The 24,501-nt window shown below is 54.7% G+C and carries 21 protein-coding genes and 1 pseudogene; 17 read left to right on the top strand and 5 right to left on the bottom strand.

The features are described from left to right. Positions 1-50 precede the first annotated feature (50 nt). On the bottom strand, positions 51-1,064 hold the full coding sequence (locus AA0Z93_RS15705) for an AraC family transcriptional regulator (RefSeq protein ID WP_413048000.1): 1,014 nt from the start codon (positions 1,062-1,064) through the stop codon (positions 51-53). 711 nt (positions 1,065-1,775) lie between these two features. Here AA0Z93_RS15705 and AA0Z93_RS15700 point away from each other — a divergent pair. From AA0Z93_RS15700 to AA0Z93_RS15655, 10 genes and pseudogenes are all read left to right on the top strand, one after another. Then, a pseudogene (locus AA0Z93_RS15700) lies at positions 1,776-2,888 on the top strand (HAMP domain-containing protein); the annotation flags it as partial. A gap of 102 nt (positions 2,889-2,990) precedes the next feature. After that, positions 2,991-3,746 carry a methyl-accepting chemotaxis protein gene (locus AA0Z93_RS15695; protein ID WP_413048420.1) on the top strand — a complete coding sequence of 252 codons (756 nt, stop codon included), beginning with the start codon at positions 2,991-2,993 and terminating at the stop codon, positions 3,744-3,746. A gap of 131 nt (positions 3,747-3,877) precedes the next feature. Further along, positions 3,878-5,362 carry an aldehyde dehydrogenase gene (locus AA0Z93_RS15690; protein WP_413048001.1) on the top strand — a complete coding sequence of 495 codons (1,485 nt, stop codon included), beginning with the start codon at positions 3,878-3,880 and terminating at the stop codon, positions 5,360-5,362. A 9-nt stretch (positions 5,363-5,371) separates the two neighbouring features. Next, positions 5,372-6,598 (top strand): NAD(P)/FAD-dependent oxidoreductase, encoded by a 1,227-nt coding sequence (locus AA0Z93_RS15685; RefSeq protein ID WP_413048002.1) that lies wholly within the window; start codon positions 5,372-5,374, stop codon positions 6,596-6,598. A 26-nt stretch (positions 6,599-6,624) separates the two neighbouring features. Beyond that, positions 6,625-8,025 carry an aldehyde dehydrogenase family protein gene (locus AA0Z93_RS15680; protein WP_413048003.1) on the top strand — a complete coding sequence of 467 codons (1,401 nt, stop codon included), beginning with the start codon at positions 6,625-6,627 and terminating at the stop codon, positions 8,023-8,025. Positions 8,026-8,034: 9 nt separating this feature from the next. Beyond that, positions 8,035-9,306, top strand: a complete 1,272-nt coding sequence (locus AA0Z93_RS15675; protein WP_413048004.1) for an aspartate aminotransferase family protein — start codon at positions 8,035-8,037, stop codon at positions 9,304-9,306. Between the two features lie 27 nt (positions 9,307-9,333). Continuing rightward, the gene (locus AA0Z93_RS15670) at positions 9,334-9,654 is read left to right on the top strand and encodes a 2Fe-2S iron-sulfur cluster-binding protein (protein ID WP_413048005.1); all 321 of its coding nucleotides are present in this window, start codon (positions 9,334-9,336) and stop codon (positions 9,652-9,654) included. 32 nt (positions 9,655-9,686) lie between these two features. After that, entirely contained in the window at positions 9,687-10,637 is a 951-nt protein-coding gene (gene speB, locus AA0Z93_RS15665) for an agmatinase (RefSeq protein ID WP_413048006.1), read from the top strand. 26 nt (positions 10,638-10,663) lie between these two features. Next, positions 10,664-11,893 carry a cytochrome P450 gene (locus tag AA0Z93_RS15660; RefSeq protein ID WP_413048007.1) on the top strand — a complete coding sequence of 410 codons (1,230 nt, stop codon included), beginning with the start codon at positions 10,664-10,666 and terminating at the stop codon, positions 11,891-11,893. Between the two features lie 11 nt (positions 11,894-11,904). Beyond that, a complete protein-coding gene (locus AA0Z93_RS15655; protein ID WP_413048008.1) occupies positions 11,905-12,711 on the top strand; it encodes a coniferyl-alcohol dehydrogenase in 807 nt (268 codons plus the stop codon). A gap of 95 nt (positions 12,712-12,806) precedes the next feature. Here AA0Z93_RS15655 and AA0Z93_RS15650 read toward each other — a convergent pair whose 3' ends face one another. The 3 genes from AA0Z93_RS15650 to AA0Z93_RS15640 form a co-directional block, all read right to left on the bottom strand. Next, on the bottom strand, positions 12,807-13,397 hold the full coding sequence (locus AA0Z93_RS15650) for a TetR/AcrR family transcriptional regulator (protein WP_413048009.1): 591 nt from the start codon (positions 13,395-13,397) through the stop codon (positions 12,807-12,809). 291 nt (positions 13,398-13,688) lie between these two features. Further along, entirely contained in the window at positions 13,689-15,095 is a 1,407-nt protein-coding gene (locus tag AA0Z93_RS15645; RefSeq protein ID WP_413048010.1) for an NAD(P)/FAD-dependent oxidoreductase, read from the bottom strand. Between the two features lie 15 nt (positions 15,096-15,110). Continuing rightward, positions 15,111-16,283, bottom strand: coding sequence for an MFS transporter (locus AA0Z93_RS15640; RefSeq protein WP_413048011.1), 1,173 nt, complete (start codon positions 16,281-16,283; stop codon positions 15,111-15,113). 565 nt (positions 16,284-16,848) lie between these two features. Between AA0Z93_RS15640 and AA0Z93_RS15635 the strand changes: the two genes are divergently transcribed. The 4 genes from AA0Z93_RS15635 (at position 16,849) to AA0Z93_RS15620 (ending at position 21,779) form a co-directional block, all read left to right on the top strand. After that, a complete protein-coding gene (locus AA0Z93_RS15635; RefSeq protein ID WP_413048012.1) occupies positions 16,849-17,970 on the top strand; it encodes an aromatic ring-hydroxylating oxygenase subunit alpha in 1,122 nt (373 codons plus the stop codon). Between the two features lie 173 nt (positions 17,971-18,143). Continuing rightward, complete coding sequence (locus AA0Z93_RS15630) at positions 18,144-19,349, top strand: CaiB/BaiF CoA transferase family protein (RefSeq protein WP_413048014.1); 1,206 nt, start codon at positions 18,144-18,146, stop codon at positions 19,347-19,349. Between the two features lie 2 nt (positions 19,350-19,351). Further along, positions 19,352-20,167: an HpcH/HpaI aldolase/citrate lyase family protein gene (locus AA0Z93_RS15625; protein ID WP_413048421.1), complete on the top strand. Its 816-nt coding sequence runs from the start codon at positions 19,352-19,354 to the stop codon at positions 20,165-20,167. A gap of 88 nt (positions 20,168-20,255) precedes the next feature. Next, on the top strand, positions 20,256-21,779 hold the full coding sequence (locus AA0Z93_RS15620) for a fumarate hydratase (protein WP_413048015.1): 1,524 nt from the start codon (positions 20,256-20,258) through the stop codon (positions 21,777-21,779). A 213-nt stretch (positions 21,780-21,992) separates the two neighbouring features. Here AA0Z93_RS15620 and AA0Z93_RS15615 read toward each other — a convergent pair whose 3' ends face one another. Continuing rightward, complete coding sequence (locus AA0Z93_RS15615) at positions 21,993-22,196, bottom strand: transposase (RefSeq protein ID WP_413048016.1); 204 nt, start codon at positions 22,194-22,196, stop codon at positions 21,993-21,995. A gap of 103 nt (positions 22,197-22,299) precedes the next feature. On the opposite strand from AA0Z93_RS15615, the gene AA0Z93_RS15610 reads away from it, so the two are divergent. The 3 genes from AA0Z93_RS15610 (at position 22,300) to AA0Z93_RS15600 (ending at position 24,325) form a co-directional block, all read left to right on the top strand. Next, positions 22,300-22,602, top strand: a complete 303-nt coding sequence (locus tag AA0Z93_RS15610) for a hypothetical protein (RefSeq protein WP_413048017.1) — start codon at positions 22,300-22,302, stop codon at positions 22,600-22,602. A gap of 118 nt (positions 22,603-22,720) precedes the next feature. Further along, positions 22,721-23,218 carry a hypothetical protein gene (locus AA0Z93_RS15605; RefSeq protein ID WP_413048018.1) on the top strand — a complete coding sequence of 166 codons (498 nt, stop codon included), beginning with the start codon at positions 22,721-22,723 and terminating at the stop codon, positions 23,216-23,218. Between the two features lie 180 nt (positions 23,219-23,398). Then, entirely contained in the window at positions 23,399-24,325 is a 927-nt protein-coding gene (locus AA0Z93_RS15600) for a bacteriophage abortive infection AbiH family protein (RefSeq protein WP_413048019.1), read from the top strand. Positions 24,326-24,501: the final 176 nt, after the last annotated feature.

Genomic DNA, 24,501 nt, shown 5'->3' with positions numbered 1-24,501 from the left:
TAGGGCGCCGAAGGACAAGACAGGGCTTAAATGGCCAATCTTTTGGCCCGTCAGGTTCGGAATGCGTTGGGGGACATGCCGCACCAGCGCCGAAACGCGCGACGCAAGCCTGCACCATCACTGAATCCAAGCTCTTCTGCAATTTGGTCTACAGTGCCTGAGTGAGATGCCAACAGACTTTTCGCTCGCGCGAACCTCAACTCATCGAGTAAATGTCGATAGCTGGTGTTCTGATCCTGCAATTGCCGCCTGAGCGTCCTAGGGGAGCAGTGCATCTTTTCAGCCAATGACTCCAGGTCTGGAGGATCAAGCAGATTCTCGGACAAGATGTTGCGCAATTTCTCCAACCATTCTCGATTCGATACCAGTTCACGATTTTGTATTTGGCAGAGCTCAACAACTTTTTGATGACAAAGAATATTTGAAAGCGGCAGTACTTTATCCAAAAGCGAGGCGTCTACGGCAATAGAGGACACACTGGCACTGAATGCAACTGGGCAACCAAACATCTCTTCATAAATAGCCGGATCATCAGTCGCCATATATCTCAGCGACACCTCCTCAAGGGCAACAGGCTTAAGAAGCATGTCTTCAATAAGAGTTTTAAACGATGACAAGCACAATTCGGTCAATATAGGTTCAAGATCAACTGGAGCACGGCAGTTTTCTGCCAGAATTTGAACGACACCACTATTAGCAGTGATTTTCAACTGGAAATATGTTCCCAGCAACGCCGGCAATCTGATGGGTATTTCCAGTCCCTCACGCAACGTAGATGCTGTGAGCATGGCATATCCAAGAAGGCCATAAGCGGAAATTCGAGCCGACCGACCAAGATCTAATCCGAGATAGGGATCACCTCCTAGCTTTAAAGCATTTCTAATAATCTGCTGTTCTTGCTGGATATCCAACATTCTGGACGCGATTTTGAAATCATCAGCCCGAAGGCCACTACCCGCCAACACATCATCAATCGGTAGGCCCTTGTGCACCAAATGCTTAGCAATACAGTCGCTCAAGTGCAATGGAGTAAGCGAGGCGTATTTCTTGCTATTGATTGTCATTATAGTTACTCATCAGATTTGCCGCCTTTGCAAGCTTCCCCTATCCTCCCCCCAGATCAGCACCCACGTCAAACCTCCCCCCGTCGCTCTGGCGGCCCGAGCCCTCCACGGACACCATATTCGACAGCGCCTCGCGTTCTTGGGCGTGCGCACACGTAGGATTTTGAGCAGCGGTATGCCGCCCCCCCCCCCCCGCCAAGAGAGCATCACAAGGAGAATGTCGAATAGCGACCTTTCAGCGAGCAATTAAATAAGGCAACACATATTTACGATGATCGGGAGTATTGCTTAATTCATTATATTGGCGAGTGACAGAATTCCAGAATGAGTTGATAACACTTATTGTTTTTATCATGTTTGAGCTCCACCTAGGCTATGTGAAGCTTCTCATTACGTGCAGCACCCCCTCAAGGGATGGCCACTCGATTGGCCACTCAGGCACGCCTTTGACCTTTTGGGACATATTGGTCGCGCTGCGGTTGAGGGAGAATCATGGCAACGCTTTCAGCCTGACCAGCACACTGCCACATCAGAACAATAGGTGCTACCGTGCAACTCTCCATTAAAAATAAGATCGTCGTACTCGCAGGCTTCTGCTTACTCTCAGTTGTACTTACACTTCTCGGAAACTCGTTTTTCCAGTCCAAGTCCACTATAAGTTTTATTAAAGAAAAGACCATTAAACTGATCGAAAGTACTACCACCGAGACAATGCAAGCTCAAGTTGAAGGTCAAACCCTTAAGATACAGTCATACTTCCTTCGCACCTTCCTGTACGGCCAGGGTGTGGCCTCTAACATTGCCGAGCAGAAGAAAACACATTCACAGCTTTCCAATGATAACGAACGACTCAGAGCCAATCTCCATGAGCAAGTGAGAAAATCGATTTCTTCTCACCCATGGTTACTTGCGCTTTATGCGGTATATGAGCGCGATGCGCTGGACGCGAGTGACAATAGCTTCACAGGTCGAGCTGACATTGGCAGCACAGATAAAGGGCGTTTCGCTAGCTATTGGTCAAACAAGAACGGCGAAGTCTCAACCCTGGCCGTGACTGAAGAAATGCTGGCCAATGCAAGCCCAATGCAGGACGGCACCCCCTTCAACTCCTGGTACACCTGCCCGTCGCAGACTCTCAAGCCCTGCATTCTCAATCCTTATCTTGAAGAGCCCGGGGCATCCAGAAATTTCATTACTTCCATCACCTTCCCCGTCATCGAAAACGGTAAAACCGAGGCGGTTTTCGGGATGGATATCGATCTGGCAGAGCTTCAGCAACTTGCCGATACAGGTGCGAAGTCGCTCTTCGGCGGCAAGGCTGACATCACCATCATCAGCTCTGGAGGGTTGATTGCCGCCTGCAGTAACTGCCAGGACAAACTGACGCAACCCGTGAATCAAATCTTTGGCGGGATATCTCCCTCCATCACTACAGCTTTTGAATCGGAAGAGCCCGTCATCTTCCAGTCAGGTGAGCAACTGCACCTCATCAAACGCTTCTCGCCCATCCCCGGATCCAAACCCTGGCTCGTCATGATGAGGGTTCCCACTTCCCTGCTTTTTGAGCCCTCCAAAGCACTGGAGGGCGAACTGGATCATCAAGCTGAAGCAGCACGCCTGGGAAACCTGTATCTGGGTCTTGGGGCAGGCCTGGTGGGTCTCGTATTGATATGGCTGACCGCTCGCCGTGCCGTCGCTCCACTTTCCGTGGTCTCTGAAATGCTTCGCAATATTGCGACGGGTGAAGGTGATTTGACCCAGCGTTTGAAGCATCGCTCCGAAGACGAGCTTGGCCAGCTGACGTCTTGGTTCAACTTCTTCCTGGACAAGCTCCAGCCTGTCATCGCTCAGGTCAAAGCGACGACTGCAGAAGCCCGAGACACCGCCCACCGCTCTTCTCAGATAGCTTCTCGCACCAGCGCCGGCATGGATGAGCAGTACCGTGAGATCGACCAAGTTGCCGCTGCCTCCCAGGAGATGAGTGCAACCGCTCAGGACGTCGCTCGCAACGCGGCTCAAGCGGCGCATGCCGCTGGGGATGCAGAAGCGGCGGCCACTCATGGTCTCCAGGTGATCAACACCACAGCAACCCGCATTACCGATCTCGCAAGCGAAATGACCGAGGCCATGACTGACGTCCAGGCGCTGGCCGACAGCAGTGAGCAAATAGGCTCAGTCCTTGAGGTCATCAGGGCCATCGCTGACCAAACAAACCTCCTGGCGTTGAATGCCGCTATTGAGGCCGCCAGGGCTGGTGAAGCAGGCCGAGGCTTTGCCGTGGTAGCCGACGAAGTGCGCCACCTGGCGCGCAAGACTCAAGAATCTGTGGCGCAGATCAGAGGGGTTATCGAGAAGCTGCAGACCGGTACCCGTGATGTGGTCGGCTCAATGAGCCAGAGCCACGAACGAGCCCACGGCATGGCTGAGCATGCTGCCAGCGCCCTATCAGCCCTGGAGCAGATCAATTCCGCAGTGCGGGTGATCAACGATATGAATCTGCAGATCGCGACCGCAGCTGAAGAACAAAGCGCGGTAGCCGAAGAGGTGAGCCGTAACGTCTCAAACGTGAAGGTAGTAACCGAGGCGCTGACAGCCCAGTCGGCTGAGTCGGCGAAGGTGAGCCAAGCGCTAAACGCGCTGGCTGACCAGCAGCAGTCCCTCATGCAAGGGTTCAAGGCCTGAGGGTACACGCTTGGTCGAGAATTCTTTTTTTAACACAACTGTCGTGCTATAAAGATCAAAAATGTCAGACCCTGCTGGCCATCAATGGCAAACGGTCAGGGGACGCTTACAACATGTGGAGGTAAGGATCGATGAGTCGCTCACTGCAATACTGGCAAGCGAAGAGTAATGGCCTGGTGCCTGAAGGTCGGGCCTTCATCGATGGCAAGTACGTCGATTCTATCTCCGGCAAGACCTTCACCTGCCTGAACCCTGCCACCAACCAGGTTGTTGCCCAAATTGCAGAGTGCGATCGGGAGGACGTTAACCTGGCAGTTGCGATCGCTAAGCAACGTTTCGAGAGCGGAGTGTGGTCGAAGCGCTCCCCTACTGATCGCAAGAATGTACTGCTGCAGCTAGCAAAGCTGATCCATGAAAACATGGAAGAGCTGGCTCTGCTTGAGTCCATCGACATGGGTAAGCCGGTTGAGGTGTCGTATGCCTACGAGATGCCCGAGGTCGCAAGCTACGTTCAATGGGTAGCTGAAGCTGTCGACAAGCTCTATGACGAAGTCGCACCAACAGCACCTGGCGATCTGGCATTGATCCGCCGCGAGGCGCTCGGTGTGGTTGCGTGCGTCGTCCCCTGGAACTTCCCGCTCGACATGGCCATCTGGAAATGTGTCCCAGCCCTGGCCATGGGCAATTCCGTCGTACTCAAACCTGCCGAGCAATCGTCGCTGACAGCGATCAAGCTTGCCGAGCTCGTCAAGGCTGCCGGAGTACCGGACGGTGTGTTCAACGTTGTGACCGGTTTCGGCGAAACCGTGGGCGCCGGCCTCGGACTTCACATGGATGTCGCTTGTCTTGCGTTCACTGGTTCTACCGAGGTGGGTAAATACTTCCTCCGCTATTCCGCAGAATCCAACATGAAGTTGGTTTGGCTGGAATGCGGTGGCAAGAGCCCCAACATCGTATTTGCAGATACTGAGAATCTCGATTACGCAGCTGAAATGGCCGCGCGGATTTTCTACAATCAGGGCGAAGTCTGCTCCTCCCCTTCGCGTCTTCTGGTGGAAGAAGGCATCCACGATGAATTCGTCGCCAAACTCATCAAGCATGCAGAGCAGTACGAGCCAAAAGACCCTCTAGACCCGAGCAGCCTGATGGGCGCCCTGGTGGAAGATGGTCACACCGCGCGCGTCCACCAATACATTGAGCTTGGCAAACAAGAGGCCACGCTTGCATACGGTGGCGAACGCATTGAGATCAATGGCAGCAAGAACTTCATCCGACCGACCATCTTCACTGACGTGACCAATGAGATGCGGATTGCCAAGGAAGAGATCTTCGGCCCTGTCCTGAGCGTCATCAAATTCAAAACCGAGGCTGAAGCCATCGAGATCGCAAACAACTCGATCTACGGGCTGATGGCATCTCTCTTCACGTCCAATCTCTCTCGTGCCCACCGGGTGGCTGAAGCACTGCATGCCGGGACGGTGGCGGTGAACGCGGTCGACCAGATTTCTCCGCTCGTACCTTTTGGTGGCGTCAAGCAATCGGGCAACGGTCGCGACAGCTCCCTGCACGCGTTCGAGAAGTACTCAGCGTTGAAAACTACCTGGATCAAGTACTGAGGTTGCGCCATGAGCACCATTGAAAAAGTCGTCATCGTCGGCGCTGGCCAGGCTGGTTTCCAGGTCGCTGCATCCCTCCGCCAGGGTGGCTTCGAAGGGAGCGTGGTCATCATTGGTGATGAGCACAACGCCCCCTACCAGCGCCCTCCACTTTCCAAGGCGTATCTCAAGAGCCTTGCCGATGAGACGAGCATCCAGCTGCGGCCTGAGGGGTTCTATGTAGACAACCGAATCGAGTTGATTCGCGGTGACAAGGTTGAATCTATTGACCGCTCCAACAAGGTAGTAGTGACCGAGAGCGGAAAGCAGTTCAGCTACGACAAGCTGGCTATTACTACCGGCACCCGCCCGCGCCCACTTGAGCTGCCAGGCGCAGAGCTTCCCGGTGTTCATGCTCTGCGCTCGTTCCTGCATGCCGCGAATCTGCGGGACGAACTCCAGTCTTACGAGAACATCGTTATCATTGGCGGCGGCTTCATTGGTCTGGAAGTTGCCGCTTGCGCAGCGGGTCTGGGGAAAGCGGTGACCGTCCTGGAATACGCGCCGCGTTTGATGGGCCGAGCCGTCTCAACCATAAGCTCTGATTTCTTCAAGGCATATCACGAGAGCATCGGCGTTAAAGTCATTACCGACGCGCGGATGGAGCGAATTGTCGGTACTGATCGGGCACAAGCTGTCGCGTTGAGCAGCGGCACCCAGATCCCGTGCGACCTCATTCTGGTCGGGGTCGGCGCACTGCCAAATGTGGAACTCGCTCAAGCCGCTGGCCTGGATTGCGACAATGGCATCCTGGTCGATGAGTACGCGGTTACTTCGGATCAGAACATCTTATCCGCAGGCGATTGCAGCAATCACCCCAACGCCTACGCCAATGGGCGATTCCGATTGGAATCGGTGCAGAACGCAATTGACCAAGCAAAAGTCGCAGCCTCCACGATGCTGGGCAACAGTTCGCCCTACCACGCAGCTCCGTGGTTCTGGTCGGATCAAGGCGAGATCAAGCTCCAGACCGTGGGACTGCCTTTAGGCACCGATGAGCTCGTTGTACGCGGCTCGGTCGAAGATCGGAAATTCAGTGTTTTCCATTATCGCGAAGGCAAGTTGATCGCGGTGGAGAGCATCAACTCTGCGGGCGACCACATGGTTGCTCGCAAGCTCATCACGACCGGCATTAGCCCATCCCCTGCCAAAGTTTCTGACTCCGCAATCGAGTTGAAGTCGCTTCTCGCAGGCTGATGCATCTAGTAGACACAGGACACACCATGACCCAGATTATAAAAATTCACGCGCCTTTCGATGGCGAGCTGCTGGCTGAACTCCCTGCTTCCTCTGATCAGCAGATCGAGCAAGCTCTTGTGACGGCTCATGCGCTCTATCGGAATCGAAGTGGTTGGTTGAAGAAACCGCAGCGGATCGAAATTCTGAAAAAGGCGGCGACCATCATCGCATCGCGCCGTGAAGAGTTGGCTCGACTGGTGGCCCAAGAGTGTGGCAAGCCCTGCAAAGACTCGCTGATCGAAGTCGATCGCGGTGTCGATTGCCTGCATATCTGCGTGGAAGAGCTACGCACCAAGGCAGGCTCGGTCATCCCGATGGATCTGAACGCTACCTCTGCCGGACGCATCGCGTTTACCCAGCACGAACCGATCGGTGTAGTACTGGGCGTCAGTGCGTTCAACCACCCGTTCAACCTGGTTGTTCACCAGGCTGCCCCCGCCATCGCGGTAGGTGCGCCCGTGATCATCAAGCCCGCCCTGAAAACACCACTTAGCGGCTATGCGTTCGTCTCAATCCTCCACGAAGCCGGGCTTCCGAAGGAGTGGGCTCAGGTCGTCCTGCCCCAAGAAAACGAGCAGGTCGCTAAGCTGGTGGCGGATCCACGTGTCGGCTTCTTCTCGTTCATTGGCTCTGCAGCCGTCGGTTGGATGCTGAGATCAAAACTGGCTGCCGGCACACGATGTGCGCTGGAGCATGGCGGAGTAGCGCCAGTAATCGTTGCGCATGACGCCGATCTGGACATGGCAATCCCACGCCTTGCTCGTGGCGGGTTCTGGCACGCCGGGCAAGCCTGCGTTTCGGTTCAGCGCGTATTTGCTGATCGTCGCGTGGCACGCGAGGTAGCTGAGCGCTTGGCCGCAGCAGGGAAAAAGATGGTGGTGGGTAATCCCGTGCTGGAAACCACGGATATCGGCCCAATCATTTCTCATCAAGAGAACAACCGCATCCACGACTGGGTGCAGAACGCCGTCAACGAAGGCGCTGAACTGATCTGCGGTGGTGAGAAGATTTCCGATAGCTGCTACGAGCCGACCGTTCTGCTCAATCCCCCTCAAGACTCTGACGTGATGCGCAAAGAGGTCTTCGGCCCCGTTATCTGCGTGTACAGCTTTGACGAGGTCGACCAGGCGTTGGAAGAGGCGAACTCGCTGCCCTTCTCCTTCCAGGCTGCCGTCTTCACTCAAAACCTCGATACGGCCCTGCACTGCTACCAGCAGTTGGACGGTACCGCTGTGATGGTTAACGAAAACACCCTATTCCGTGTGGACTGGATGCCGTTCGCAGGCGCTCGCAATTCCGGTCATGGCGTGGGGGGTATCCCCTTCACCATGCACGAGATGCAGATCGAAAAAATGATGGTCTGGCGTTCAGACGTTTTGAATTGAGTTATTTATATGAATAATAAAGAACTGTTGGCTCGCCGTAATAAGGCTCTCCCTCAAGGCGCTGCGACTGCGTTACCGGTTTTTGTAGAAAAGGCTGTAGGTAGTGAGATTTGGGATGTAGAAGGCACCCATTACGTCGATTTTGCCTCCGGTATCGCCGTTAACAACACGGGCAATCTGCATCCCAAAGTCGTCGACGCTATCGAAAAGCAGCTGAAACAATACGCCCACATCGGGTTCCCGGTGCTCTCCTGCGAACCCTATGTCCGCCTTTGCGAGCGATTGAACGACTTGGCGCCAATCAAAGACGCGAAGAGCACGTTGTTCACCACTGGGGCTGAAGCGACAGAGAACGCGGTCAAGGTAGCCAGGTACTACACCTCTCGCCAGGGAATCATCACCTTCACTGGTTCATTCCATGGGCGTACCCAATTGGCCTTGGCCATGACCGGTAAAGTCCAGCCTTTGCGCACCGGGGTAACCCCATCGCAGGCCGGCGTCTACCAGGTTCCTTTCCCAATTCCACATCACGGGACTAGCGAGAGTGACAGCCTTCGAGCGCTGGATCACCTGTTCCGCGCAACCATCGCTCCAGACCAGGTCGCCGCGATTGTCATTGAGCCTGTGCAAGGCGAAGGCGGCTTCTATCAAGCCTCGCCGGTCTTCATGCGTGAACTGCGTGAGATCTGCACTCGTCATAGCATTTGCCTGATCGTTGACGAAGTTCAGTCCGGCTTTGGCCGTACCGGCAAATTCTTCGCCGTTGAACACTCAGGGGTGCAGCCAGATTTGATCGCGATTGGCAAAGCCATGGGCGGTGGGTTGCCGTTGTCAGGCCTGATCGGACGTAGCGACGTCATTGATGCTCCCCCGCCAGGGTTCCTGGGCGGCACATTCGCAGGCAACCCGCTCGCGTGCGCTGCAGCGAACGCAGTTTTGGACATTATCGAGGAAGAGCGTCTGCTGGATCGCGCTGAGCAAGTCGGCAAACGTATCTCGGCTTTTCTGCATGACCTGAAAGGAACTCCAGGTGTTCTGCCACTCGGCGACATTCGTGGCCTTGGAGCAATGGTCGCCTTTGAAATTGTCGCGCAACTAGGCACTCATACCCCGGACGCCGAAGCAACCAAGCGCGTGGCCGCACGGGCCAAAGAGTTGGGACTGCTGCTTCTCCCCTGCGGTTACTACGGCAACACCATCCGTATCTCCGCCGCGCTAAATATCAGTGACGATGTATTGGAAACGGGACTTTCACGCTTGGCCAGCGCGCTGAAGGCCTAATCCACAACTACTTCGAGATAAGAAAAAATGGTCAAGATCACCTTCATCCAGCCTGATGGCTCCCAAGTTTCCGTTGATGCCAAGGTCGGCGGCACTGTCATGGAAGCGGCAGTGAATAACATGGTCAAAGGCATTGATGCCGATTGCGGCGGTGCCTGCGCCTGCGCCACTTGCCACGTTTACATCTCCGATGAATGGAAGAGCAAACTCCAAGCGCCTGAAACAATGGAAAGCGACATGCTGGAGTACGCCCATGAGCCGGATGAGTCCAGCCGCTTGTCGTGCCAAGTCCGTGTGACAAATGAAATGGAAGGCCTCGTTGTTCGCGTTCCTAGTCAGCAAAGCTGATCCAGCAATTTCGTCACATAGGAGATAACTCCATGAGCTTCAATCAGCCCTTAGGCGGCAACCAGATGCCTCGCTTCGGCGGGATCCCAACAATGATGCGCTTGCCAACTGCCGAGAGTGCGGCTGGCCTGGATGCATGTTTTGTCGGAGTCCCCCTGGATATTGGCGCATCAAATCGGTCTGGTACACGGATGGGCCCGCGAAGCATTCGTGCTGAGTCCTGCCTGCTTCGCCCCTTCAACCTTGCTACAGGTGCCGCTCCGTTTGAAAGTCTTCAGGTAGCCGACATCGGTGATGTGGCAATCAATACCTTCAACCTTCCGGATGCTGTCGGTCGTATCAAAGTAGCATTTGACGAGATTTTGGAGCACGACGTCGTTCCACTCACCCTAGGGGGTGATCACACGATTACGTATCCGATTCTCCAGTCCATTGCTCGGAAACATGGCCCCGTAGCGCTCGTCCATATCGACGCCCACGCTGACGTGGGCGAGCACATGTTTGGAGAACGTATCGCCCACGGGACGACATTCCGTCGGGCCTATGAAGACGGACTGATTGAGCCATCTCTCACCTTTCAGATCGGGTTGAGGGGCACGGGGTATTCCCCGGATGACTTTAACTGGTCTCGCAGCAAAGGCTTCACCGTGGTGACTGCGGACGAATGCCAGGGGCAGTCGCTCGCACCATTGATGGATTCCATCCGAGCAAAGATCGGCGATCGTAAAGTCTACATCTCATTCGATATTGATGGGCTTGATCCATCCGTCGCCCCTGGCACTGGCACACCCGAGATTGGTGGGCTGACGGCCTATCAAGGTCAACAGGTTATCCGTGGGTGCAAAGGACTCAATGTAATCGGCGCTGACGTTGTCGAGATTTCTCCGCCATACGACCAATCGGGAAACACGTCGCTTCTGGGCGCAAATTTGCTCTTTGAAATGCTCTGCGTCCTGCCTGGCGTGAAGTACCACAACGTCTAATAAATCTAATTACAGAGTACGAACTGATGAGCCGTATTGATGTTGACAGTATTAACCTTGCCGATATGGAGTTCTGGAAGCGCCCAGATCGCGAGGCTATATTTTCGGCCCTGAGGGCTGAGAAACCCGTTTCCTGGCACGAATTCCCCGAAGGCTCCCCTGAATACGGCAGCAAAGGTTTTTGGGCCGTAACTCGCTACGACGACATCGTCGGTGTCAGTGGCGATGCGAAGACCTTCATCAACGGCGAGGGCACCATCGTCGGTGATCAAAGCGTTGAGTCCGCGCAGCAAGAGGGCTGGTTCCTCAACATGGATGCCCCCAGGCATTTCAAGCTTCGCCAAGTCGTGGCCAAAGCGTTCTCGCCGCAGGGTGTGACCAAGATGAGCCAGGTGGCCAAGCAGTATGCCCACCAGGTCGTCGCAGATGTGAAGCACCGGGGCGAATGTGATTACGCTCGCGATGTCGCTCAGGCGTTTCCTGTTGAGGTCGTGTGTGATTTCCTGGGCGCACCCAAGGAAAATCGTCGCCGCTTGCACGAGCTCACTGTCACCGCGCTCGCCGGCGACATATTGGGTGAGTACGCAATCGAGGCCATCACCGGCGCCTTCGCCGAGCTTAACGATTACGGGTACCAGCTGGCCAAAGAGAAGCGCAAGAATCCCAGCGGTGACATCTTGTCCATGATCCTGGCGACAGAAGTCGAAGGCAAGAAACTGGACGACGTGGAAGCCGGCTATTTCTTCCAACTGCTGGTTACCGCTGGCATGGAAACCACCGGTACAGTCGGTGCACATGCCATGAAATGTTTCCTGGAATTCCCAGAGCAAATGAAAATCTGGGCAAATGACCCAGCAGGCGTCGCAGCTACTGGCTTTGAAGAGCTCGTCCGCTGGGTCTCCCCGGTAATGCACATGCGCAGGACTGCAGTTCGTGATACTGAAATTGCAGGTCAGCGCATCGCCGAGGGTGAGAAGGTAGTGATGTGGTACAACTCGGCAAACCGCGATGAGACCAAATTCGACAAGCCGTACGAATTCAATGTACTCCGCTCGCCCAACCCGCACCTGGGCTTCGGCGGTGGCGGTCGCCATACCTGCTTGGGCGCGCACCTTGCTCGCCTGGAGCTGCCGTTCCTTCTCGCTGAAACTCTCACACAGCTCAAAGACATCGAGTTTGCCGGTGAGCCTCAGATGATTCCTTCTCGCTTCATCAACGGCATCTCCTCCCTTCCTATTCGCTTCAAGGCCGCCTGAGGATCAGCACCATGGGATTCAAAGATAAACGTATCGTGGTCACTGGCGTATCGTCAGGCGTAGGCCAAGCGACGGCCAAGGCTCTCCAAGAAGTAGGGGCTTATGTGATTGGCCTGGACGTTAAACCGGCGCATGACCATTGCGACCAATTTGTCCTGTGTGATCTATCGAGCCCGATTTCGATCGATGCCGCGCTCGCGGTAATCGAGGAGCCCATTCACGGACTGGCCAATATCGCAGGCGTGCCCGGCAGCCTCCCTGCAGACCTGGTTTTCAAGGTCAATTTTCTTGGTATGCGACACCTGACCAGTCAGCTTTTGCCTAGGCTCACTGATAACGCGTCAGTGGTGAACATTGCCTCGACTGCAGCCACCGGCTGGAGAAAGCATAAAGAGATCAGTCAGTGCATCCTGGCGGAGACCGATTGGGAAGCCTGTCTGGCTCAGTTCAACGATTTGGCAATGTCCGGGCCGGCTACTTACGACTTCACCAAGGAGCTAGTCGTCTTGTACACGATGCTGGTATCGAGCAGAGAGCGTCACCGGGGAGTGCGCGTTAACTCCCTCAGCCCTGGCGCCGTTCACACCCCACTGCTGCAGATCTTCTACGAAACCATGGGTGATGAGTTGCTGCAGAGCTTGAAAACCCAAGCCGGCGGACGCGACGCCTATCCAGAGGAGATCGCCAACGCGATTCTCCTGATGCTTGATCCTAAAGGGTACTGGATCAACGGTACTGACCTGATCGTTGATGGTGGAGCTGAAGTGTTGATGAACCTCGAAGAATTCGCGAAGCCTCCACTGCCCCTCGCCCACTGAGCAAAAACGGTGCTTCCGGGTTTAGGCATTCGCTTTCCCGGACTGCCGTCATCATTCGTTGGTGTACTGTGCTTGCCCCACGCTGTGGGGCTTTTTTATGCGATCAACCGGCTGAGGGCTGCGGTGACAAGCTTACGACCGCGCTCCTCTGGGAACCGATTGGGATCGAGAAGAAAGGAAACGAGCAGCCCGTCTGTGATCGCAACGATGAAATCAATCTCGTCCTCGATGTCCCCTTCGATCCTGAACTCACCCGTGCCAATACCCTCATCAATGAAAGCGCGCAGATGAGCTCGAAGATTTTCATAGACCTCGTGGAATTTTTGACGCAGGCGGTCATTCTGCCTAGCAGCCGCCCAGAACGAGACCGAGATCACCGAGTCATGTTCGTCGCTGGGTTGAGGGGTTAGTTCCTCGACTACAGCGCGAACCTTTTGCCGAGCCTTGGTGTAACCCAGCGTCCTGGCATTGATCCGTTCAAAGGCCTGCTTCGAGATCTCGTTGAATGCGAAATCGATCAACTCTTCCTTACTATTGAAGTAATGCGCAAGCGTACCGCTACTGAAACCACCTTCACGCGCGATCCCGCGAATCGTGACATTGGCCAGTCCTTCTTTAGAAATTGAGCGAATGACCGCCTTGGTGATTTCTGCACGTCTTACTTCGTGATCTACGATCTTCGGCATTCTTAACTCTTTCAATGATCATCTGGACGGAGGCATGACTTTCTTGGTCTCCGAGCTCGTCGCTATTACGGTCTACGCCGTCAAGCCTATATCGGAACAGCTACCTCAATAAGCTATGTTTTAACACGACAAGCGTTCTAAAAAAAGCGAGATTCATGAGCTAGGCAGTTCAGCGCAGCTGCGAATCAGGCAAAAAAAAGCCAGGCAAATGCCTGGCAAAAAGGGTGAGAAGTCTACCTCGGGCCCTGGTAAGCCCACAGAGACCTCAGATGTGGCAAATGCGCTACCACATCAGAAAGGGAAGCCTAAGCGTTTGACAAACCCGAGCCATAGCTTGCGCCATCCACCTTTCTCATCCACCCCTGCAAGCGCTGCGAAGGTGATTTTGGCGCCTATCCATCGGAAGGGCTCTGGAGGGATGTACCCAGATGGCTTCTGCGCGATATCCAGCTTCAGCTCAGGCAGATCTGCTCCGCTCAGCAGGCCGAGACCGGTAACGGCGCCATAGCGACTGCCGGCCACACCAAATCCCGTGTACCCGCCCGCATACACTGCCTTGCCCGAAAAGTATTTTCTGAAGAACACGGAAAAGCGCATCGAGTAGTCGATAGGCCCACCCCAGAGGTGTGAAATTTTCACATCGTGCAGCTGCGGGAAGGTTTTGAAGAACGCCGCCGCCAGCCGGTGGTAAGTCTCGACCTGCCCGTCTTCTGCAGGGTTGAAATTACCGCCAAAATGGTACGTGACACTTCCCCCGAATATGATCCTGTTGTCGGCGGTGAGACGCATGTAGTTGAGCTGCGTCCGGGTGTCATATATCCCCTGACGATTGTCCCAACCAATGCGCTTCATCTGCTCATCGGTTAGGGGTTCAGTGGCCATAACATGGTCACGCACCGCGATGATTCGGCGTTTGATGTCGCTCTGGCCAGCGTGCCAGGCATTGGTCGCAAGAAACACCTTGGCCGCGTCGACGCGGCCATTTTGGGTCATCACCGTCATCCGGTCGCCGTTTTCCGACAGGTCAGTCATCTTCGAGTTTTCGAAGATTTTCACACCCAACTTGAGTGCCGCTGCCTTCAGCCCCCAAGCCAGCTTGGCAGGATGCACGATCCCGCTACGATTCTGTGACCACATGGCACCTTGAAACATGGGCGACTTAAGCTGAGCCTGGACGCCAGTTTTATCGAGCCATTGAACGTTGTGTCCATAACGCTCGTGCAGGTCGTACTCTTCCTTCAGCTCTGAAAGGTGGCCATCGTCCACGGCGACAGTCATCTCACCGTTCCACTCGATATCCGCATCGATTCCATACCGCTCAAGCGCTGCCTTGAAGTCATCCAGGTTCTTCTGGCCGAGCTGCTCCAGCGCCTCGATGTCCTCTGGGAAAACCCGGGCTTCGTTAGCAAGGCCGTGCATGATCGATGTGGAGATGATGCCGCCAGGCCGGCCAGATGCCCCAAAGGCTACTTTCCCTGCTTCCAGGACGATGACAGCCTTGGACGGGTCTTCTTCCTTGGCTACGATTGCCGCCCAGAGGCCGGTGAATCCGCCACCGATAATGACAAGATCAGCTTGCGCGACCCCTTCAAATGCCGGCTCCGCATCTGGAGCGGATGGATTATCGAGCCAAAATGGCATGAACTTGGCATTCTTCAACGCATTATCAATAACGGTATTCATCGCGATATCACTCAAGCAATATATTGTGGTTTAAGCTACAACTGATTTGTGCTTGGAAGCGTTAGCTAATATGAAGATGACACATGGAATTAGACAGAGCCCTTGAGCCATCAATCCGAAATTGCTCAGCGGAGAAAAATCATCTACCACGTGCAAAGTAACTGCCGCGACTAGAGGCCCAATGACCATGCCGAGGGAGTCAGCACCGCTAACTGCTGCAGTAGTCCGACCGGTTGGATCAATATGAGCCGCGAACATTCTTACGTATGCCAGCAGGAATACGTAAGCGAAAGACATTACCACTACAACTGCGGAGAATATCAACCACGAACCTGAGGCGCTGTAGTAGTAGGCAGCGGCTGCTGACACCATACAGGCGACCATAATTGGAACTACGGTTTTAGTCTTGGCATAAATGTAGTTCGCCACGAACGGAACAAGTAATGTGGGAGCTGATGAAGATACGCCCAAATTTCCGATATCGGACATAGTCATCCCTACCGACTTACCCACCTGTTCGAAGTATAGCCACAGCGTATTTGAGCCAGAACTAGCAAGCAACGCTACAGCAAAAAGAGAAATACTTTTGATATTTATCACTTGCCATACGGAAGCACCCGCAGCCATTTGTTTGAGCTTTGCTTTGGGCATGAACACAGCCAACGGCAAACACAAAAGGGCAACAGACACCATGAACCAGAATACCGAGGCGTAGCCAAAATACGGTTCGAGAGCTGGGATAGCCAGGAAGGAGATAAGCGATAGCGCCGCTACGATGCCAGATGCGTAAGCGAGGAGTCTGGCTCCACCGACCATTTGCGCAAGGCAGGCGAAACCAATGCCCATGCACAGACCTTCACCAAGACCAACAAACGCCCTAACCACGAACAAGGCGATCACGCTGGAAGTGTAAATGGTCAGCACCTGACCTATGAGAATGATGGACAAGCCAGTCAAGACAGTCAGCCGTGGTGGCAGTAGGCGAAGCATCAACGATACAAACAGCGAGGCCAGCGCGATCATCCCAATCTCGGCGGTCGTCGCATAGGTAGCTGTGGAAGAATCCAGTGCATGATGCTCGATAACAGCACTGAAGATGAATGGCATCACCATCACAGGCAGACTTGCCATACACGGGACAGACAAGGCGGCAAGCTTCTGGAGAAGACTAGCTTCGAACAAGCCTTCTGTGGGCTCTGACATTTTGCACCTCTTTTTTTGTAGTAATAAGAGAGTCAATGGCAGTGTCAAACATTCTAGCGAGGCGCTTAAGCGATCACAGCTATTATTGTAGGCACGCAACTCATGAGCAGATCTTGCGGACGTTATTGACCCCTCATATGATCAGTTTAATCCGCTGAAACTGCCTTTACGATTGTGCAGCACCGTTACCTGAACACCTATGGCGCACAAGGCCAATACCGGGAAAATTAGGCCAATCTCAACTTCCCTAGCCCCCCGACCTCCATACCGCCACTAGGTATGAAGCGACCTAAGCAGGGCTCTGCCATAGGGCATCCAGCCCACGCCTGCGGCGACATCAGGCTCAACCTGGTATCGACCAGAGCAGTCCCCGCCCTCATCTTTGGCCGGAAACGACCGCTACTGACCGGTTCAGCCATTTTTTGAGCGGACACCTTATGACAGCATGGCCGTCAACAATTGCCATAGCTGCAATTACATTGGATTGAATAGCTGCCGCAAGTGCTGAACAGAATTTATCTTAATTCACGAATCCAATGATTAATTACAATAGGAGATCTTCACCGTGAATCTTATCACTCCCAATCATCTGGCGCTCTGGCCTGAGGAAGGACAGGCATTGCCCGGCCACTTCTACGTGAATGAACAGTTTTACGAACTTGAGCGCAGGGGCTTATTTACCGATGATTGGTTTTTCGTGGCTCCCGTGGGTGAAGTCGGTAAGCCAGGTGATTATTCCTCCATCGACATCGCAGGCGAGCCTCTACTCGTAACCCACGCTAAAGACGGTGTGATCCGTGTGCTGTCACGCGTATGTCGTCACCGACACCTGAATGTCATCGAAGGTCGTGGCAATAAAAACTCGTTCACTTGCCCATACCACTCTTGGACTTACAAGTCCGACGGGATTTTGATTGGCGCGCCGATGATGGATCAGGTGCCTTCCTTCGATAAAAAGAAGTGCGGGCTGCCTTCCATCAAAACTGAGATCTGGAACGGTCTGATCTTCTGCACCTTCGCAGCTGATCCGCAGCCACTGGAAGATCAACTGAAGAAACTGGGCCAGCGACTCGACCCTTACCGTTTGGGTGAGTGGGAAGCCGAGCTCGTTTTCAACGAAGCCATCGACTGTAACTGGAAAGTCGTTGTCGAGAACGCGAGCGAGAGCTACCACCACATCGGCGCTCATAAGGATTCACTGGAAGCGTTCACCCCGGCCAAAAATGTCCGGATGGGTGAGACAGGATCGCGCTTCTCCACCCACCACCTTTGGCCAGTAAATCTTGAGCCAGGTGTTGAGCTTAGCGGCACCCGTGAGACCGGCATTCTTCGCATCCCTGAAACCGAAGCCTCGGTCGGCGGCACCACCACCATCTTCCCGAACATGATTATTGCCGTCAGCGCAGAAGGTGCGCTTTTGGCAGGCGTCTTCCCTCAAGCACACGACAAGACTGTGTTCCGGCTGTGGACGCTGCGCCACCCCTCCATGCCAGTCGAGCGCTACAAGCAGCGGGCGGGCGAGCTCTCGGCGCGAGAGTTCTTGGAGAAGTTCAACGGTGAAGACCTGGTAATCGTTCAGGGCCTGCAAAAGGCACTGAAATCCCGGTTCGCTGATGGCGGCACCTTCCATACCACCGAGGTAGGTCTGACTGCCTTCTACGACTTCATCAAAGGTCGTGTTTTCTAAGCCACTGCAGGAAGGCTCGTTGAATCACTGAGCGCTTAGCATCCGGCTCAACGACAGCACAGCGGTCGCCGCTCAAGATCCTTCACGTGCGGCACGCTGACTGCGCATAACTGCCAAACAGCACCGGTGTTTCGATAGCCACCGGTGCTCGTCAGGAACAACGGAGCACCACCGTGTCAGACCAATGCACATCCCCACGTCCACTCGATGGCATAACTGTCGTAAGCTTTGAACACGCCATCGCCGCGCCCTTTTGCACACGCCAACTCGCTGATCTTGGTGCTCGTGTAATCAAGATCGAGCGTCCTAATGTCGGTGACTTCGCAAGAGCGTACGATACTAGAGCCAACGGTCTTTCCTCGCATTTCGTCTGGACAAATCGATCCAAGGAAAGCCTTGCGCTGGACGCAAAAAAGCCAGGCGCAGAGGCCATCGTGGATAGCCTTCTTGCTAAAGCGGACGTGCTGGTGCAAAACCTCGCACCTGGTGCGGCTGCACGGATGGGGCTCTCTTTTGAGACGCTTCACAAGCGCTTCCCCAAGCTGATCGTATGCGACATCTCGGGCTATGGGGAGGGCGGGCCTTACGAGCAGAAGAAAGCTTATGACCTGCTAATTCAGAGTGAAGGTGGTTTCCTCTCCGTCACAGGTGGGCCAGGAGAAGATGAATTGGCCAAAGCAGGTTGCTCGATTGCTGATATAGCTGCCGGCATGTACGCCTATACTGGCGTGCTGTCTGCGCTCCACTTGCGAAACAAGACCGGGCTGGGCAGCCGCGTGGATATCAGCATGTTGGAAAGTCTGGTTGAGTGGATGGGCTATCCGCTCTATTACGCGTACAACAATGCTCCGCCGCCTCCACGCGCAGGCGCCTCGCACTCCACCATCTATCCCTATGGGCCCTTCCCTGCCAGTCCAGGCGAAACCGTGATGCTGGGCCTTCAGAACGAGCGTGAATGGTCGCTGTTCTGTGAGAAGGTGCTGGAAACACCTGAGCTGCTAGACGATGGGCGTTTCAACTCGAACGCCAATCGCTCGAAGAACCGCGATGAGCTTCGCACCATCATTGTCGAGAAGTTCGCGGAGCTCGGTACTGAGCAGGTTATCCAACGCCTGGACAATGCTCCGATTGCCAACGCCAAGGTCAATACCATGCATCAAGTGTGGGAGCATCCTCAGCTCCGCGCGCGCGAGCGCTGGGTGGAAGTGGACTCTCCCCAAGGAAAGCTTCCTGCTCTGCTTCCACCAGGAGCCAATCGTTCGTACCAGCCTCGGATGGATGCGATTCCTGCGATCGGCCAACACAGTGAATCGATCCTGGTTGAGTTGGGGTATACCGCTGAGCAGATCTCCGAACTGAAGCTGGTAGGTGCAGTGTGAGCATTCCAAAGATCATTCGCAGTGCACTGTTCGTACCTGGTAGCCGACCAGAGCGCTTTGCCAAGGCGCTTTCCTCGAAGGCTGACGTCGTGATTGTCGACTTTGAGGATGCGGTTGAGGAGAACTTAAAAGAGGAAGCTCATGCCAACCTCTCTCAGTTTTTGACCCGAAACCCTTCTATCTCGGTCGTGGTGCGCATCAACGCCTCGGGTCACCGCATGCATCGGAGGGACATCCTTTTCTGCTCCAAGCACCCTGGTGTCTCAGCAGTGTTGTTGCCAAAGGCGGAGTCTGCGGATCAGATCCTGGCAGTTGCAGAAGGTGGGAAACCGGTATGGCCCCTGATCGAGAGCGCTCAGGGTTTGGCCGATCTGGACGAGCTCGCAAGTGTCTTGTCAGTGCAACGTTTGACCTTCGGAGCGTTAGATTTGGCTCTTGACCTAGGCATTTGTGCCAGTAGTCCTGCTGCCTACCGAATCTGCGATCAGGTGCGTTACCAGTTGCTGATCAACAGCTCCATCCACCGCCTTGAGAAACCACTCGACACGGTCTATCCAGACATTTCAGATATCGCTGGCCTGAGGCAGTTCGCTCAGGATGCGCGTGACCTGGGATTCAGCGGGATGCTGGCCATACATCCCAGTCAGGTGGAAGTGATCAACCAGGTGTTCACACCCTCTGAACAGGAAATCGACTGGGCAAAACGCGTGCTTGATGCCGCTAAAGGTGCGCCGGGCGCATTCCGTCTGGAGGGAAAAATGATCGATGCCCCAGTGATCGCTGAAGCGAGCCGAATCGTGGAGTTCTACGGCTCATAGCCATTGAACAACCCTCTTCATCCACGGACGCTGATCCAGCTCATGCTTGATCGCTTTCGAGATGAAGCCATCCGGCTCAGGAGCACCAATGGCTTATATCAGCTCTTCGGACGTCACCCGCAGCGTGGCAACCGCCCTACAGTACATTTCTTACTACCATCCGAGCGACTTCATTCAGGCGATGCATGAAGCCTACCTTCGTGAGCAGTCGCCCGCCGCCCGTGATGCCATTGCACAGATTCTAATAAACTCCCGCATGTGTGCCACGGGCCACCGGCCCATTTGCCAGGACACTGGCATCGTGACCGTCTTCGTCAAAGTCGGAATGGGTATACGCTGGGAAAACCCCGCCATCGACCTGGATGACCTCATCAACGAAGGTGTTCGCCAGGCCTATGCGCTGCCAGAAAACGTCCTTCGGGCATCCATTGTTTCAGACCCAGCCGGCGCACGTTCGAACACAAAGGACAACACGCCTGCCATTATCCACTACGCCCTCGTACCAGGAAGCGAGCTGTCCTTCGACGTCGCTGCGAAAGGGGGTGGGTCAGAGAACAAGGCCAAGATGGCCATGCTCAACCCTTCAGACTCCATTGTGGACTGGGTGTTAAAGACAGTGCCCACAATGGGTGCAGGGTGGTGCCCTCCCGGAATGCTTGGCATTGGTATTGGCGGTACCGCTGAGAAAGCTGCTGTACTTGCCAAGCAGTCGCTCATGGAGCCAATAGACATCCATGATCTGATCAAACGAGGCCCGAGCAATCGCGTTGAAGAGCTGCGCATCGAGCTTTATCGCAAGGTCAATCAATTGGGAATTGGTGCTCAGGGATTAGGCGGGCTGACCACGGTGCTGGATGTAAAAATTCTCGACTACCCAACCCATGCAGCGTCGCTGCCGATCTGTATCATCCCCAACTGCGCGGCCACGCGTCATGTTCACTTCACCCTGGACGGTTCTGGCCCGGCAATTCTGGAACCACCAAGCATCGACGCCTATCCGAGCGTCGCTTGGGAAGCAGAAGAAAGTGTCCGCAGAGTCAATCTAGACACCGTCACACCAGAAGATGTGAAGACCTGGAAACCGGGAGAAACGCTCCTGCTCAGCGGCAAGTTGCTGACCGGACGGGATGCCGCACATAAGCGCATGGTGGAAATGATGGACAGGGGGGAACCACTACCAGTCGAGCTCAAAGGCAGGTTCATCTACTACGTAGGCCCTGTAGAACCAGTCAGAGATGAGGTGGTAGGCCCTGCAGGGCCTACTACCTCCACACGCATGGACAAGTTCACACCCCGGCTGCTCGCTGAGACGGGGTTGCTAGGGATGATTGGTAAATCCGAACGCGGCCCGCTGGCGATTGAAGCGATCAAGGCGAACCAAGCTGTCTACCTGATGGCTGTTGGGGGTGCTGCATACTTGGTTTCTCAGGCCATCACCAAATCCCGGGGGCTGGCTTTCCAAGAACTGGGCATGGAGGCGATTTACGAGTTCGAGTTAAAAGATATGCCCACAACTGTAGCAGTCACTTCGACAGGGGAATCCGTGCACGCCACGGGGCCGCAAAAATGGGCACCGATCAGCGAACTCGTGTGGTCAACCCTCCCTAAATGATCATGGTCACCAAGCGCTGCTTCTCGCCTTGGCGGCTGTAGAGTCCAGCTCATTTTCACTTACAACGATGATATGAGCTTAGTCAGCGTAGTGAACCCTCACGAAGGGCCTCTCACGACGCTGACCGGACGGGTGCTGCTCTGACGGAGATCCGCATCCAGGCCACCACCTCCACCCAGGTGGTGGCCATTTTATGGCGGTATTTGTAAATGACTAAAGTAGAACATGCCTGATCTGTAGAACTGCGCCTCTTCTACTAAAGGCCAGCCATTTGCGGATGACGTTGGCATTGATGCCGTGGCTGATGGCGACACTGCACATGCTTGCGACAGGTTGCAGGCATTCCTGAGCGACTAGCGTTTTGAATGGTTTCGTATAAGAACTTCGTTGGCGCCTGGAAAGTAACCGTCCGGCCAACTCACCTTCCTGACACCGACGCCAAAGGCGATGGTGTCACCTAATTTGTGATCGGACACCGCAAATCGCAGTGTTCCTGAACTCATACGGCATAGACGTCAGCATGGCGCAGGTGTTTCAGGCAGGGTTAGGCGCGTATGTCTTGCTGCTGGCCCGTCATCGCTGGCTCAACCGTCGCCACTTCGAGCGACATGCCGACGAGATTGATCGTCACCAGCAACTCAGCGACGTCGAACGGGACATGGCATTACGCGGCTGTATCCACACTGATGCGTATCAGGCTGTGAAGAGCGAGCGGACGGAGTTGAAAAAGCGTTTGGGCTTTCTGACTGATGCCGATAACTTCTACAGCAAGCTGCAGTCCTTGACCCAGGTTTTGAGGTGGCTGCTGAGCAAGCTCAAGTAAGCTTACGACGCTATACACCGCGCCCCTAGACAGGGGCCCAGGCCGCTGAAACTGGCCTAGCGGGCGCCGGTTAGAGTTAGACAATTCATGTAGCGACAAGGGATTTCGAGAAAGCACCATGACTACCCAGCTAGACATCGCAGCAATCAAAAAACAGACGCGCCTCGCACTACCTGAGGACGATGGGTACACCTTTAGACTGGGAATGGTGCTGTACGGGTTTGCCTCAATCAGCAGTTTCATGGCTGAAGTGTCCAGCTATCTGGATGCCGATGTTGACCAAACAGCGCTACAAGCTGCATGCGGTGGCGTCATTCTGACCGCGTTTCGCAAAGGCGTGAAGAAGGCCAAGCAATCAGCACCGGCAGTGGTACCTCATGGAAGAGCCGCTGCTGACTTATTCCAGGCCCTTAACACCCGGCGCTCGGACATTGTCCACGCTTACCCGATTACCAGCACGTCAGACGAGCAGATTTTGCATCGCCGGCTGGACGAGAGAAATAGACACTTCGACGTCAACAACGAGATTCTCGATGCGTTCATTACCAAGCTTCATGACGTGAGCACCAGCCTCTACAAAATCCGAGCAATCGTGAGGCCTGACCTGGGCGACTGAAACGCCCATCAAGACGTGGGCAGCAGATGTCTCACCAGACCATCAGGATCAATTGCGCCCGTGTATCCAGAGCCCTGGGGACGACTGCACACTGTGGAGTACCCAGTCGAGTTGAGCTCGCCTTCAGCCAGCCGGCAGACCCTTTGAGCTTTAGCCAGCGTCTCACCCCGAGGTAGACTGATGTCCAACCACACGCTTTACATCATTGGTAACGGATTTGACCGAAATCACGGGATGCCTACTGGGTATGGGCATTTCAAGGCTTACGTGCAAGCCAATGATCGGGGTGTCCACGATTGGATTGAGGACTACGTACCCGCCGGCGAAGACTGGGCCCATCTGGAGGCGGCGCTTGCCGACCTCGATACCGACCACATTGTCAGCAGTCTCAGCCACTTCATGGGGTCATATGCTGACGATGATTGGAGCGACTCGGGACATCATGATTTTCAGTATGAGATCAACCGAGTGGCGGAGGGATTATCGGCCACGCTCCAAACGCTGTTCGCTCAATGGATCCGGACGATTGAGGTACCTGATTCAGCCAATGCGCCGAATCGATTGGGCAACCTTGATCTCACCGCCACTTATCTCACTTTCAATTACACCAGCACGCTGACTAGCGTCTACCAAGTACCTAGGGCGAACATTCTACATATCCATGGCGAATCCACTGATGAGGACTCCGAATTGGTACTGGGCCACGGGTGGGCGCCGGAGCAGCGCCCATCGCTCTTCGAAGCTGTTGATCACGAAGATTCCGACCATCGCGTCATCGAAGCCATGACATCGTTGGACGATTTCTTTACCGCCACTTTCAAGCCCTCACATGCAATCATCGAGCGTCATGGCGATTTTTTCGCACGGCTGGGCACAGTTCAAGAGATCGTCGTGCTGGGGCATTCCCTGGATGCGGTGGATGGGCCTTACTTCAAGGCTCTCGTACGCGCATTAGAAAATCGCCAGGTGCCTTGGACGGTTGCTGCACTTCCAGACGACGATGAGCGAGAAAAAGTCTATAGGCTGCAAATGCAGGGCGTCGATCCTGCATTGGTTCGATGCCGACCTTGGAGCGAGTTTCATGCGTCAGGGCTGGGATGGCCATGAAAAACTCATAGCCTGAGGGGAAAAAGTGCAGCTACCACCTAGGTACGTTCAAATTAACGGCGCGGAAGGGATCTCATGTGCATGCACACGATCTCCCACTGCCCGAACCGGAACCGGCTGTACTGGCGAACCAGGACAACTTTTCCATGATTGTTCATGGCGTATTCTCCATCTGA

Source organism: Pseudomonas phoenicis, assembly GCF_047302395.1.
Taxonomy (GTDB): Bacteria; Pseudomonadota; Gammaproteobacteria; order Pseudomonadales; family Pseudomonadaceae; genus Aquipseudomonas.
This window is presented reverse-complemented; position numbering and strand designations above follow the sequence as displayed.

Bases quoted from the DNA above. Each gene is read 5' to 3' on its own strand.
- AA0Z93_RS15685 (WP_413048002.1), top strand. From the start codon at position 5,372: ATGAGCACCATTGAAAAAGTCGTCATCGTCGGCGCTGGCCAGGCTGGT.
- AA0Z93_RS15660 (WP_413048007.1), top strand. From the start codon at position 10,664: ATGAGCCGTATTGATGTTGACAGTATTAACCTTGCCGATATGGAGTTC.
- AA0Z93_RS15605 (WP_413048018.1), top strand. From the start codon at position 22,721: ATGACTACCCAGCTAGACATCGCAGCAATCAAAAAACAGACGCGCCTC.
- AA0Z93_RS15650 (WP_413048009.1), bottom strand. From the start codon at position 13,397: ATGCCGAAGATCGTAGATCACGAAGTAAGACGTGCAGAAATCACCAAG.
- AA0Z93_RS15670 (WP_413048005.1), top strand. From the start codon at position 9,334: ATGGTCAAGATCACCTTCATCCAGCCTGATGGCTCCCAAGTTTCCGTT.
- AA0Z93_RS15680 (WP_413048003.1), top strand. From the start codon at position 6,625: ATGACCCAGATTATAAAAATTCACGCGCCTTTCGATGGCGAGCTGCTG.
- AA0Z93_RS15690 (WP_413048001.1), top strand. From the start codon at position 3,878: ATGAGTCGCTCACTGCAATACTGGCAAGCGAAGAGTAATGGCCTGGTG.
- AA0Z93_RS15695 (WP_413048420.1), top strand. From the start codon at position 2,991: ATGGATGAGCAGTACCGTGAGATCGACCAAGTTGCCGCTGCCTCCCAG.
- speB (WP_413048006.1), top strand. From the start codon at position 9,687: ATGAGCTTCAATCAGCCCTTAGGCGGCAACCAGATGCCTCGCTTCGGC.
- AA0Z93_RS15610 (WP_413048017.1), top strand. From the start codon at position 22,300: ATGGCGCAGGTGTTTCAGGCAGGGTTAGGCGCGTATGTCTTGCTGCTG.
- AA0Z93_RS15640 (WP_413048011.1), bottom strand. From the start codon at position 16,283: ATGTCAGAGCCCACAGAAGGCTTGTTCGAAGCTAGTCTTCTCCAGAAG.
- AA0Z93_RS15705 (WP_413048000.1), bottom strand. From the start codon at position 1,064: ATGACAATCAATAGCAAGAAATACGCCTCGCTTACTCCATTGCACTTG.
- AA0Z93_RS15655 (WP_413048008.1), top strand. From the start codon at position 11,905: ATGGGATTCAAAGATAAACGTATCGTGGTCACTGGCGTATCGTCAGGC.
- AA0Z93_RS15600 (WP_413048019.1), top strand. From the start codon at position 23,399: ATGTCCAACCACACGCTTTACATCATTGGTAACGGATTTGACCGAAAT.
- AA0Z93_RS15620 (WP_413048015.1), top strand. From the start codon at position 20,256: ATGGCTTATATCAGCTCTTCGGACGTCACCCGCAGCGTGGCAACCGCC.
- AA0Z93_RS15675 (WP_413048004.1), top strand. From the start codon at position 8,035: ATGAATAATAAAGAACTGTTGGCTCGCCGTAATAAGGCTCTCCCTCAA.